General features: G+C 46.7%; 8 protein-coding genes. All 8 read left to right on the forward strand.

Annotated features, from left to right (window positions below):
* Window positions 1-6 precede the first annotated feature (6 nt).
* The 8 genes from HB364_RS26070 (at window position 7) to HB364_RS26105 (ending at window position 13,472) form a co-directional block, all read left to right on the forward strand.
* Window positions 7-921, forward strand: coding sequence for a mechanosensitive ion channel family protein (locus HB364_RS26070; protein ID WP_167291359.1), 915 nt, complete (start codon window positions 7-9; stop codon window positions 919-921).
* Between the two features lie 25 nt (window positions 922-946).
* On the forward strand, window positions 947-1,204 hold the full coding sequence (locus HB364_RS26075) for a hypothetical protein (protein WP_167291360.1): 258 nt from the start codon (window positions 947-949) through the stop codon (window positions 1,202-1,204).
* Window positions 1,205-1,270: 66 nt separating this feature from the next.
* Complete coding sequence (gene nhaA / locus HB364_RS26080; RefSeq protein ID WP_167291361.1) at window positions 1,271-2,416, forward strand: Na+/H+ antiporter NhaA; 1,146 nt, start codon at window positions 1,271-1,273, stop codon at window positions 2,414-2,416.
* A gap of 51 nt (window positions 2,417-2,467) precedes the next feature.
* On the forward strand, window positions 2,468-2,734 hold the full coding sequence (locus tag HB364_RS26085) for a hypothetical protein (RefSeq protein ID WP_167291362.1): 267 nt from the start codon (window positions 2,468-2,470) through the stop codon (window positions 2,732-2,734).
* Between the two features lie 459 nt (window positions 2,735-3,193).
* Window positions 3,194-4,663: a hypothetical protein gene (locus HB364_RS26090; protein ID WP_167291363.1), complete on the forward strand. Its 1,470-nt coding sequence runs from the start codon at window positions 3,194-3,196 to the stop codon at window positions 4,661-4,663.
* Window positions 4,664-4,730: 67 nt separating this feature from the next.
* Complete coding sequence (locus tag HB364_RS26095; RefSeq protein ID WP_167291364.1) at window positions 4,731-8,537, forward strand: hypothetical protein; 3,807 nt, start codon at window positions 4,731-4,733, stop codon at window positions 8,535-8,537.
* 17 nt (window positions 8,538-8,554) lie between these two features.
* Entirely contained in the window at window positions 8,555-13,045 is a 4,491-nt protein-coding gene (locus tag HB364_RS33255; protein ID WP_246228621.1) for a DUF6443 domain-containing protein, read from the forward strand.
* Window positions 13,008-13,472, forward strand: coding sequence for a hypothetical protein (locus HB364_RS26105; RefSeq protein ID WP_167291365.1), 465 nt, complete (start codon window positions 13,008-13,010; stop codon window positions 13,470-13,472). Before HB364_RS33255 ends, HB364_RS26105 begins: the two co-directional genes overlap by 38 nt.
* Window positions 13,473-13,581 lie beyond the last annotated feature (109 nt).

Below are 13,581 nucleotides of genomic sequence, written 5' to 3' on the forward strand. Positions count from 1 at the left end.
TTGTATATGAACAACTTCTGGAGCCAGGTCTTCCTCGGTAACACTTTGAGCAACTGGGTAATTGCCATCGGTATCATTGTCGTCACCTTTGTGGCATTACGCATCGCCAGAAGTAGGATGCTCAGTAAGCTGAAGGTGTGGTCACAACGCACCAATACCCAATTTGATGATTTTTTGATCTCCCTCATCAATCGTTTTATCGTTCCCTGCCTGTATATCCTCGGTGTGTACTGGGGTGTACAAACGTTGAAACTGAGTGACAAAATGGGCCGGGTAGCGGATGTGGTGATCCTGTTTACAGCTACTTATTTCGTTATCAGACTGATCGCGTCTGCCATTGCCCTGGCTACACAGGCTATCCTGGGCGACCTGTTCAGCTACTTCGTGATCTTTTTCGATAAGCCTTTTGAAATCGGCGACTTTATTATTGTAGGCGATAAGATGGGCGCTGTAGAATATGTGGGCATTAAAACCACCCGCATCCGGTCGTTGGGCGGGGAGCAACTGATCTTCTCCAATACCGATCTTACCAACTCAAGGGTGCATAATTACAAGCGCATGGAAAAAAGGAGGGTGGTCTTCACTTTTCGCTTAAGTTATAATACACCGGTAGAAAAGGTGAATAAGGTACCCGGTATCGTGAAGCGCATTATTGAGACGCAGCCGGATACACAGTTCGACCGGGCGCATTTTCTTTCCTTTGGTGATTTCAGCCTCAATTTTGAGATCGTGTACAATGTATTGAGTCCGGATTATAACCTGTATATGGACAGGCAGCAGGCCATCAATCTTGAGATCGTGAAAGCGTTTGAGCAGGAGGGGGTACAATTTGCCTATCCTACCCAAAACCTGATCGTTAATAACAACGGTGGCCATAAAGCTGCCCGTCCGAATGATTTTCCAGTGAACGTGAGTTCCTGATCATAAATGAAAAAATGCACTTATTATGAATCAAACACTATCTGAAGTTCTTGAACTGCGTGAGTATGCTGAAGAGAGATTGACAGCGCATATGGCCGGGGTGAATGCAGCGGAAGGAGAAGACCGGAAAAGGAGATTTAATGAACACTTGATCAGATATATTGATGAACTGAATGCCAAATGTAAAGAGATCAATGGCGGCGATTATGATGGCCGCTATAAATCACTGTACGCACTCATCAATGAATACCAGCATAAATTCATGTCGAGGTACCGCCTGTAAATATTTTTTAAAGAGCGCATAATTGTATCTTAGCGGGTCAACCATCCAACCGTTAACTGACCCGTTATGAGATTAACCCGGCTGTTTACAGAATTCTTCCAGAGTGAAAAGGCCGGCGGCCTCATCCTGGTCATCTGTACAGTTATTTCCCTGGTGATCGCCAATACGGCTATGGGTGATCACTATGTTCATTTCTGGCATACGGAGGTGGGAAATAAGCCCCTGGAGTTCTGGATCAATGATGCGCTCATGACCATCTTTTTCCTCCTGGTGGGGTTGGAGCTGGAGCGGGAGTTATACATTGGTGAACTGGCCGCTATCCGGAAATCCATGTTGCCGGTATTCGCTGCCATCGGTGGTATGGCAGTGCCTGCGCTCATCCATTTTTTGTTTAATTACGGTACCCCTTCACAGGATGGTGTGGCCATTCCCATGGCTACGGACATTGCTTTTTCGCTGGGCATCCTTTCCCTGCTGGGCAACAGGGTGCCGGCTTCCTTAAAAGTATTCCTCACCGCATTGGCCATTATTGACGACCTGGGTGCTATCCTGGTCATTGCCTTCTTTTATTCCAAAGGGCTTTCCGGTCTATATCTCGCGCTGGCATTGGGGGTGTTTGGTGTTATGCTGGTGCTGAACAGGCTCCGGGTGTACCGGGTATGGATCTATTTAGTATTGGGGGTGGTGATGTGGTTTTTGATGGTCCGCTCCGGCGTGCATGCCACCATTACAGGCGTGCTCACCGCTTTTGCCATCCCTTTTGGGAATGGCGATGAACAATCTCCTTCCTACAACCTGCAGCATGTCCTGCACAAGCCGGTGGCTTTTTTCATATTGCCCTTGTTTGCCCTGGCCAATACGGCAATTGCCATTCCGGCTTCCTGGATGCAGGATCTCGGCACGGCCAACAGCCTGGGTATTTTAGGCGGCTTGCTGGTGGGTAAGCCGGCCGGTATCTTTTTGTTTGCCTTGCTGAGTATGATGCTGGGCTTATCGGCCCTGCCCGGAGGCGTGCGGAAAGTACACCTCTTGTTCACGGGCCTGCTGGCCGGCATCGGCTTTACCATGTCTATTTTCATTACGCAGCTTGCCTTTAAGGAGGGATCCCTGGTCATCAGTTCCAAAATAGCCATCATCATTGGCTCTTTAGGGGCGGGATTGCTGGGATTTATATTGCTGCGGTGGTCGCTGAGGAAGCCGCCCGGAGGGTAGCGTCATGGGTTTATTCCCCTACCTTTGCCCGAACATTCAAATACTATTGTTATGGCTTTACCTAAGTTCATGATAGCTGATGATCCCGTAACTGATCCGGACAATGAATACATCTTTCATACCCAGGAGCCGCGCTTTGTGGCCAAAAGGGTAGAGGACGACGATGAGAATGCCCATATTGATATTGTGGAAGAGATTGATGATGTGGCCGGCTTCTTTAACAATGATCCGGTGGCCTTGCAGGTATTGCTGGATGAGCTGGGCGAGTGGTACAGTGATTATATGGACTGGCTGGAAGAAGATGAGGAAGAGGATTAGTCAGAACCAGGATTTAATGGATGGGAAGAATTGATGGGAGAACGGACGCCAGGCCCAGTGGGACGGCGAATTGCCTGGAGAATGCCAGCCCCGGCGGGACTGCCGCTTGGTAGCGCTGGTTTTGTGTGTTGGCCACGGCGCCTGTAGGTGCCGCCCTTAAATGGAAGCATCCTCCAACGGGTCCTCCCATTACGGTATAACGTCGTTTTACAAAGCCCGGGCTTCCCGCTGATGCGGGAGAGCCGGTTTAACTTCCCCGCAGTGTCTCCCCATAAGGGGACGCTGCGGGGAGTATTGTTTACTGTTTGTTCTGTTTTGCGGGGTCAAACATTCAACAAATAGTCAGTGTAAAAAATAATACAATTTCCTTTAGTACACTTATGTCTGATAGTTGTTATACATATATGTGAGATAGTCTTACCCGGTAATTCGGGTACACATAACGTATAACCAACCTCCATGTTAAACCGTATATTGATTGCGCTTGCATTCACCATTTGTCATATATCCTACCTTGAAGCCCAGGAATTACCCTCATTTTCAAAGGAGCACTCAAACCTGATTATCCGTTTTAATGATTGTGTTAAGCGAAAGACGGAAAAGCTGGAAGCCCAACTCACGCGGCAAACCGAAAAATACCTGCAGCGCCTTGCCAGGAAGGAAGAAAAGCTCAGAAGAAAACTACAAAAGACTGATTCCACCGCCGCCAAACAACTCTTTGAAGGTTCTGCTGAACAGTATGCAAAGCTATCGGAGCAACTAAAGAATCCCGTATCCCTTACAGGCCGTGCAAGGGGGCAATATCTCCCTTATGTAGACTCGCTCAAAACCTCCCTGTCTTTTCTTCAACAGAACAGTAACCTGCTTCATTCGGAAGAAGCCCAACAGGTCACCAGTTCCCTGCAGCAGGTGCAGCAATTACAGGGCAAACTGCAGCAGACCGAGCAAGTAAAAGCCTTTATCAAACAACGCAAAGAACAGATCAAAGCCGCCCTTAGCCGCTATACCAATCTCCCGGGCTGTATTACCAAAACCTACCAGGATTTCAATAAAGAACTGTTCTATTATTCCCAACAGGTGCAGGAATACAAGGATCTGCTGAATGACCCGGATAAACTCTTGACGAAAGCATTGTCGCTGCTCAACAAGCTGCCTGCTTTCCAGAGTTTTATGCAGCAGCATTCCGAACTGGCCGGCTTGTTTGCCGTACCCGCTGGTTATAGCAATGGCCAGAGTCTGGCCGGTTTACAAACCCGCAATGAGGTACAGCAACTGATTCAAACCCAGTTGGCTTCCGCAGGTCCTAATGCCAATGAATTGATGCAACAGAACCTGCAGGCGGCCCAGGCGCAGCTCAACCAACTCAAAGACAAGATCAACAAGCTGGGCGACGGCGGCGCCGACCTGGATATGCCTAATTTCAAACCCGATAACCAGAAGACAAAATCTTTCTGGCAGCGACTGGAATATGGTACCAACCTGCAAACTCAAAAGTCAAACAATTTCTTTCCCACCACTTCTGATATTGGTTTATCGGTGGGGTATAAGCTGAGTGACAAAAGCATCATTGGTATCGGCGGCAGTTATAAAGTAGGCTGGGGTAAGGATATCCGAAACATTGCCATCACTAGTGAGGGTGCTGGCCTGCGTTCCTTCCTCGATGTAAAACTCAAGGGCAGCTTCTTCGCCTCCGGTGGATTTGAATATAATTATCACTCCTTGTCTTATACCCAAACACTCACGGCCGAAGAGCAAAAGCAGGCTGAAATCTGGCAGCAGAGTGGGTTGGTGGGCATCAGCAAAATAGTTTCCTTAAAAAGCAAAGTGTTCAGGAAGACGAAGCTTCAATTGCTATGGGATTTTCTCAACTACCGGCAATTACCCCGCACACAGGCCATCAAGTTCAGGGTGGGATACCATTTTAAATGATAACAACTAATCTCTACTACCTATGCATTTTCTTCGGGTACTGTTTGGGAAAACTGTGTTGGTCTTTATGCCTGCTTTGCTGGCGAACCTGCCTGCTATGACGCAGGAAGGTTCGCCTTATCCACAGGTCACCATTGCCTCTCCCAATGCCGCTTCACTGGGAAAGTACACAGATGTTCCTGTTAATTATCATACCGGTATTCCACAAATTAATGTGCCCTTATATACCGTAAAAGAGGGGCCGTTGACCCTGCCTATTGGCCTCAGTTATCATGCTGGTGGTATTAAAGTGATGGAGCCTGCCAGTTGGATAGGCGCCGGGTGGTCCTTGCAGGCCGGTGGCATGATCAGCCGGGTAGTGCGTGGAGCACCTGATGAAGGAGGTACTACCGCCATGGGTATGTATGGTCATTTCAGCCATTATGGTTTTAGCAATTACCTGACAACAGGTAGTCTAACAGCGCCCAACGACCAGGCTTTTGCCAATGGATCATACGATGGTGAGCCTGACTTGTTTTCGTTTAATTTTAATGGTTATTCCGGTAAGTTTTATTTTGATGATGACCGCAAGCCGGTATTGGTGAATGGGGAAGACCTGAAGATAGTCTACTATTTTCCACGCGATACCGCGGGTTCCTATAATACCTATACTTCCAATATTCAGGGCTTTATTGTTACCGTTCCTTCGGGCGATCGGTATCATTTTGGTATTACGCCTGGTGGTAGCACCAGTAGCGTACCTGCAGTAGAACTCAGCTTCGTGTATTCTGGCGATCCCAATATGACAGACCGTTTGTTTGTCAGTTGGTTCCTTACCAAAATCGTATCGGCCGATGACATGTTTTCAATCAGCCTCCATTATCAGCCGGAAAACTGCAGCTACTATACCCTGTCCATGAGTCCTGTCAATGGTAATTTTGTACCCAGTTGGACCAACCCGGCACAAAATGAATACAGGTTGACGAAGAACTATATTCAAGGGGTACGCCTGAACCAGATCACTTTTTCCAATGGAACGGTTGACTTTATTCCGGGGCAAGTACGTACTGATATCGGCAATAGTTTCTATACTGGCGCTACTTATACTGATCTTGCCAATACAGAAGCTAAATCACTGGAAGCGATCTCCATTACCGGTAACCAGGGCTTTTGTAAAAAATATAGGCTATACCACAGTTATTTTACAGCACCTACAGAAAACCTGCCAGGCTATCTTTCCAATTACGTCATTCAAACAGACAGGTACCGGTTAAAGCTGGACAGCTTGCAGGAACAAACCTGCAACAACAGTTTGTCCCTTGCTCCTTATAAGTTCATTTATTACAGCAATACCTTACCACGGCGGTTATCCTTTGCACAGGACCACTGGGGATTTTACAATGGTGTGGCAGGCAACAGTACGCTGGTGCCTACCTATACGATTAATACATTCAACACGGTAAGCGGTGCTGACAGAGATCCGCGCTGGCCGGCTATGTTGAATGGAGCACTGACAAAAGTGATATATCCCACCGGAGGTTATACAGCCTACGAATTTGAGCCCAACAGGATCTGGACAAGCACCAGTACTACCGGGTATATGGAATTGTACCGTTATGGTTACAGTGTGGGTTATAGTGGCAACCTTACCGCCAGTTATGGCAATGTGGTGCTAAGCGGAAGTTATTATAGGGTAGTGATGGTGAACGGGCCTTGTCCGCCCAACACTTCCGGCTGTGCCGCCGGTATGACCATCTTAAACAGCAGCAACGCTGCCGTAGCAACAATGGGCATCCCAGGCAATTCAAGGGATACGCTGATGATCCAATTGCCTGCCGGTACGTATAGTGTAAATCTGTCCAGGCAGGCTACACAGACCGGCCAGGGGGCAGAAGTATTCTTTACCGAAATTATTCCCAATGTTCCGGTACAGCAAAACGCCATAATAGGGGGCTTACGGGTGAAGTCAATTGTTCAAAAGGACAGTCTTGTTTCACAGGACAGTATTAAAACAGTGTATGACTATAATTTTAACGGGCAGTCAACAGGTACTCTCTATAGCCGCCCGGCTTATGTGCAAATTGTGCGGAATGAGGTGGTGAAAATGTTTGGAATAACCCCTTCGGCCAATAATACATCTACACACCTTTATTCCAATGGCTGCATGGGATCCGAAACCGGCAGTAATCCCCAGCCGTACTTTAAATCGGCTTGTCCCATTTTTCCGATGGCTTCGACGCAGGGCAATCACATTGGTTACAATGAGGTAAAAGTGGGACAGCCGGGCAACGGATACAGCATTTACCGGTATTATGGTTCTGGCCGGTGGGACGATGTGCATGATGATATTGCTTACAGGAATATCAATCCTACGGTGTGCAGCGCTGCCATTCCCAATAGCCCTGCAGCCCCGCTTCCTTATGAATACAGGCGTGGACAGCTTAAGTATGAGGGGCACTTTACAGCAGGCGGACAGTTATTGAAAGAATCGCATTATATGATGGAATACGACAGCACGCAGGGAACGCCTGCGTATATGGTAAATTATGTATTAAGCGCTGTGCTGGGCACCAGGTATGAGTTGAGAGGGTATCGTAAAAAACAAACACAGGTGATCACTCATACCTATGTACCAGCTACGGGAGCTAATAGCCAGGTTGTGCAGGGGGTATACCATGAAAGCTCCTGGCACAATCAACCTACCCGGCAGGTTGTTATTTATGCAGCAGGCGATACACAAACAACAAGGATTAAGTATGCGGCTGATTTCCGTATTTCCGTTTGTGATACCATCTCCACCGGGTTGCCGGCTTACACCAGCGCCTGCAGTTCCTGCGATGTGGCTATGCTTACTGCTACAGCCAACTGTACCACCGTATCCTGCCGTTATCAGGCCTGGATTAATAATATCATTTGCCGCGCCAATGCCCGCAAGACTTATATCACCAAACGCCGGAATAATTTTACCAATCCAACCAATGCTTTTAATTCCTGTCTGCTGAACGCTAAAAATGCGGCTGATGCTTCGCTGAAACCCATTCTGGAACTACAGCAGCAATATATCCTGGCGCCTATAGAAAATTCAGCATGGAAAAACAACCTTTTGCTGGGTGCTTCCTTTAACAGGTATGATTACATGACTTATCCAACAGGCAAGGCATACCTGCAAAGAGGGCGGAAAGTAAATCTATCTGCTCCTTCAGGAACATTCACCTATGCTGCCACAGCGACCAATAATCAGTCGCTGATAGTTGATAGCCGATATGAAAATGAGGGTGCCTATCAATACTATGCAGGCAATCCTGTTCAGCTAATCGGGAAAGATGGCGTGCGTAATTCTTATATATGGGATTATCAGAATTCGCTTCCGGTAGCACAAGTTAGTAATGCCTCTGCCGACCAGATTGCTTACACTTCTTTTGAAACTACTGGCCTGGGCGGCTGGATGATGAATTATGGCTCTTCTGTTGTGAATAATGGCGGCATCACCGGGAAGAAAACTATTGCCGGCGGCGTCAATAAAACGGTGCCGGTGGGTAATTATATCGTGAGCGTGTGGAGTACCGGCAATACCTGGATCAATGGGCAGTTGCAAACACAAACACCTGCTAAAACGATAGGTTCCTGGCGATGTTTCGAGAAGAAACTTCTCAATGTAACCACCATTAGTGTGGCCGGAGATAATATTGATGAAGTAAAGGTTTATCCGGCAGATGCTCAAATAACTACTTACACCTACGATCCGTTGATTGGGATGACCAGTCAGTGCAATGTTCAGAATAAGATTATCTATTATGAATATGATGGTTTTGGCCGTTTGTTGCGTATCCGGGATGAGAACCGCAACGTTCTCAAACATTTCAATTATAAATATCAGCAAAATACCAACCAATAACCCTTGTCTGCTAAACTATGAATATACCTACCACGAAGCATCCATTTAGGAGAGGCCGGAACCTGTTATTGGGTCTGCTGCTCCTGCAAATTATAGCGCAGGCTCAAACGCCTGCCGCTCTCCGGACTCCTTATAGCAGTAACATCAAAGTCAACTATATCCGCAGTTGGGAAGCTATGGCGCCGGATACCAGCGCGACCAGCCTGGTTGCCCGCCCGCTCAGAGACGTCAAACAAACCACTGCCTACTTTGACGGCCTGGGCCGTCCGCTGCAAACCGTCGTTAAACAAGGCTCACTCACTAGCGGCAATAGTCCTGTAGACCTGGTAAGCCCGGTGATCTATGATGAGCTCGGCCGGGAAAAATACAAATACCTGCCCTTTGCCGCTAATAATGCTGGTAGCAATACTTCCCTCAATGATGGCCTTTTCAAACTTAACCCTTTTCAGCAACAGGCACAGTTTTACAACACGCAATTAGCTGGTCAACCAGGTGAGACAAATATAGGTGGCAGTCTCAACTGGGCCTATGGACAAACTACTTTTGAAGCTTCACCGCTCAACCGGGTGCAGGAAACTTTTGCACCCGGCAGCAGTTGGGTGGGCTCCTCCTCACAAGCAAATGAAAATGACCGTCGCTCTATAAAAAGAAAATATTTTTTTAATACCGTTACTGATAGTGTGCGGATCTGGACTGTCTCTGATGTGACGAATAACTGGGGAACTTACAGTACTGCCGCACGCTACCCAGTAGGCGAGCTCTATAAGAACATCACAGTAGATGAACATGGCAAGCAGGTCATAGAGTTCAAAGACAAGGAAGGACAGGTTATCTTGAAAAAAGTGCAACTTATCGCAAGTGCCGATAATGGTGCCGGCAGTGGGCATGCCGGATGGCTATGTACCTATTACGTGTATGATGACCTAAGTAACCTGCGCCTCGTGATCCAGCCTAAAGGAGTGGAACTGTTGCTGGCCAATAGCTGGAATACCAGCTTTGACAACAGCGTTATTCTTAATGAGCAATCTTTCCGCTACGAATACGATGCCCGCCGTCGCATGATCTGTAAAAAAGTGCCCGGCGCCGCAGAAGTGTGGATGGTTTATGATCAGTGGGACCGGCTGGTGCTCACCCAGGATGGTAATTTGCGTGTAATGAACCAATGGCTCTTCACCAAATACGATGCCCTCAACAGGCCAGTATACAGTGGTAAATACACTAATGCTACCTATATCAGCCAGAGCACTATGCAGGCTTATCTGAACAGTCAGAATATGGGGCGTTATGAGACCTATAACCCTGGCAGCCCGCTACCCATGTATAGCCTTGCGCAAAGCTTTCCGGCGGTCACCTACAGCAATATTTTGTCCATTACCTATTACGATGACTATGCCTGGGTTTATGGAGTGCCACCGGCTTTCAGAACTTTTGACAACAGACTCAGCAACTATTTTGTCAGTCCTTCCAATAGTTATCCTTATCCACAGGTAGTGACGCCCACAGTTGACAATACCCGCGGACTGGTCACCGGCACTGTATCAAAAGCCCTGGACGGTTCTACCGCTTTTGCTACTACCATATTCTATGATGAAAAAGGACGGGTCATCCAAACCAAGGCAGAGAATTATACCTGGGGTTGTGACGTCACTACCACGCAGTATAACTTCAGCGGCCAGCCTCTTACCATCGTCACCAGGCACGAGAAAGTACAGGGTACCAATCCGCAAACCCATATCGTTGTCACCAAAATGGACTATGACGACCTTGGCCGGTTGCTCACCACCAAAAAATCGGTGAGCAGCACCATTGGCAGTCAAATCATCAGCAAGCCCGAACAGGTCATTGCTACTAATGAATACGATGCGTTAGGACAACTGAGAAAGAAGAAACTGGCGCCCAGTACAGGACCCGGCGGGGGACCTCTGGACAGCCTCACCTACGACTATAATATCCGGGGCTGGATGCTGGGCGCCAATCGTACTTATGCCAAAGACACCAACAGCGCCACCAACTATTTTGGCTTTGATCTCGCTTATGATAAACGTGCGCTCAATGTTAATGGCCTTTCGGCCAACTATGCCGATTCCCTCTTCAATGGCAACATCGCCGGCATGCTCTGGAAGAGTAGTGGCGACAGCCGGGTAAGGCGATATGACTTTTCCTATGATGCGGTGAACCGGCTGACCAGTGCTGCCTTCAAACAGTTTGCGGGCAGCAGCTTTAACCTTAATGCAGGTGTTGACTTTAGTGTGAGCAACCTCAGCTATGATGCCAATGGCAATATCCTGCGCATGGACCAGAAAGGCTGGAAGCCGGGTGGCAGTGCCTCTATTGACAACCTGGTTTATACCTATTACAACAATGGCAACAGCAACCGCCTGCGAAATGTGCGGGACCTTGCCAATGACCCGCAAACCAAACTGGGGGATTTCCGCAGCTCTTCTACCTATATGACGGCATTGGGAGGTATTAAAACAGACTCTGCAGTTGATTACACCTATGACCCCAACGGTAACCTGAAAAAGGACCTGAATAAAGACATTGGCACCGCCGCTGCAGAAGACATTGTTTACAATCACCTAAACTTACCGCAAACCATCACCGTGCGCACCGCAGGCGGGGCAGTGAAAGGCACTATTAGTTATACTTACGATGCCAATGGTGTCAAACACCGCAAGCGGATACAGGAAACGGGCAGGCCGGATAAGGTGACCTTATACATGGCAGGTTTTGTCTATGAAAATGATACCCTGCAGTTCCTGGGCCATGAGGAAGGCAGATTGCGTTATGTAAAGCGACGTTTCCTGCATGGTGACAGTGCTTACCGCTTCCAGTATGACTACTTCCTCAAAGACCACCTGGGCAATGTGCGTATTGTGCTCACCGAGCAGACCGATACGGCGCAGTACCTCGCTTCCCTGGAAACTGCTTACCGTACCAAAGAAGAGCAACTGTTTTATAACATTCCGCAAGCAGCAGTACTTAAAACATCTGTGCCGGGTGGCTATCCCAATGATCCTGATCCGGTCACCAATCCCAATAGCTGGGTGGCCCGCACCAATGGCAGTAACAACAAAATAGGTCCGGCCATTGTGCTGAAGGTCATGAGTGGTGATAAAGTAGACATAGGGGTGAAAAGTTTCTACCGGGGCAGCGGCGCCGGCAGCAGCACCAATGATCCCATAGCCGACATCCTCACCTCCCTTGCCACCGGCATCGTAGGAGTGACAGGTGAAAGCAAGGGGACCTTTTCATCGTTAAGCAATGCAAGTAACAGCCCGCTGCTGGGAGCTTTAAACAGCTTCCGCAATACGGAGAACAGTACCCCTTCGGATAAACCCAAAGCTTACCTGAACTGGATACTGCTGGATGAGCAGTTGCAATATGTACCTGCCAGCAGTGGTGCTGACCCAATACAGGATACCGGTTTCATCCGCGTATTGACCAGCGGCGGACCGCTCAGCATTACAAAGAATGGCTTTTTGTATATTTATGTAAGCAATGAAACCCAGAACCGGGATGTGTTCTTTGATAACCTGAGCGTTCGTCATTATACTGGGGCCTTCCTGGAAGAAACGCACTATTATCCGTTTGGACTCACCATGGCGGGGATCTCTTCAAAAGCTGTTGGCAAGCTGGATAATAAATATGAATACAATGGCAAGGAAAAGCAGGAGAAAGAGTTTAGTGATGGGGGTGGGTTGGAGTGGTATGATTATGGGGCGCGGATGTATGATGCGCAAGTAGGACGTTTTTTTGTACAGGATAGGTTTAGTGTGAAATATAAAAATTTAACTTCTTATCAATATGGTGGGAATAACCCTATTGTAAATATCGATATAAATGGAGACAGTATCATTGTTGGGCAGATAGCTTTAATTGATCCAAAAAGAAATGTTGACATTAGAGTTAATACTATACATTTTGAAGGAAAACTTATCAATGAGTCAAGTACGACATATACACCAGAACAAATGCAGGGGTTTGCAGACAGAATAAATACACAAATTGCTTCCAGCTTTACAATTTTTGATGGTGATGGCGGTGCAATTACTACTTCTAATGTTGCAGTAGAATCGAATGCAAACCCTTTGACAGAGAGTGATCATGCTATTAGAATAGTTGATACCGATAAAATGCCAGATGGTGTAGGAGGTTTTTTCCCCGCTGGTACGGTAGTAGGAGGTGCAGTATCAGGACAAAATATGATCTATATTTCTTCTAGGGTAACTAATAATGGTCCAATGGCGACCACCGGGAAAGCTGCAGTGATAGGGCTGGCCATAAATGGTCTAAATAGCCTTGAAAGGACAGCCGCGCATGAGTTTGGTCATTCTGGTAGATTAGACACAAATCCTGGCTTTCACCCTGCTCCAGGCACTTTAAATGGCAATTTAATGCATATGGCAGATTCTCCGAATGCAGGCTTGATAATAACAGGTTCACAAATAAGTGCTATAATAAAATACTATGAAACTGGTCAACTTAATAGGCGCAAACAAAAGTAAAATTGGTTTGATTTGTATAGCTTTTTTGGGTTTATGTTGCTCTATAACTCAAAAGAAGCCTTATGCAGAAAATACATTTCTGATGGTGGATTTTCAAGATCACTTCAATAATGATATTGTCGGACTTAAATTTAATAATTGTATTGTTTTTTCTGGTGAACATATAACCACTAAATTTCCTGTTGGATTTGCGAATTTTCGTGTACGCTTTTTAAAGGAAAGAAAGAATAAATATAGAGTTCTGTATTCTGATAAGATGATTGTGTGTAAGAGCAGAGAAAAAGTGCTAAAGTTGGTTGTTCAATTAAATGATAGTGAGCATGAGTTTTTCATCGACCTTGGTAAGGGGAAATACATTGGTTTTAGCAAAAAAAACAAAAAAGAACTTTACTTTTTTCAAAAAAATAAACCTTTTGTATACGAGTAATTCTTATTCCCCGCTGAGTCTCTTGCTTTTTTGTAGCTGATAAGAATGCAGTACTATTGGCTTAAAATATATTTTTTTATTTCATATTAATAGTATAGTTTTATGCCTC

It is taken from the genome of Paraflavitalea devenefica (assembly GCF_011759375.1).
In the GTDB taxonomy this organism is placed as follows: Bacteria; Bacteroidota; Bacteroidia; order Chitinophagales; family Chitinophagaceae; genus Paraflavitalea; species Paraflavitalea devenefica.

Bases quoted from the DNA above. Each gene is read 5' to 3' on its own strand.
- HB364_RS26075 (WP_167291360.1), top strand. From the start codon at position 947: ATGAATCAAACACTATCTGAAGTTCTTGAACTGCGTGAGTATGCTGAA.
- nhaA (WP_167291361.1), top strand. From the start codon at position 1,271: ATGAGATTAACCCGGCTGTTTACAGAATTCTTCCAGAGTGAAAAGGCC.
- HB364_RS26095 (WP_167291364.1), top strand. From the start codon at position 4,731: ATGCCTGCTTTGCTGGCGAACCTGCCTGCTATGACGCAGGAAGGTTCG.
- HB364_RS26090 (WP_167291363.1), top strand. From the start codon at position 3,194: ATGTTAAACCGTATATTGATTGCGCTTGCATTCACCATTTGTCATATA.
- HB364_RS33255 (WP_246228621.1), top strand. From the start codon at position 8,555: ATGAATATACCTACCACGAAGCATCCATTTAGGAGAGGCCGGAACCTG.
- HB364_RS26070 (WP_167291359.1), top strand. From the start codon at position 7: ATGAACAACTTCTGGAGCCAGGTCTTCCTCGGTAACACTTTGAGCAAC.
- HB364_RS26105 (WP_167291365.1), top strand. From the start codon at position 13,008: ATGAAACTGGTCAACTTAATAGGCGCAAACAAAAGTAAAATTGGTTTG.
- HB364_RS26085 (WP_167291362.1), top strand. From the start codon at position 2,468: ATGGCTTTACCTAAGTTCATGATAGCTGATGATCCCGTAACTGATCCG.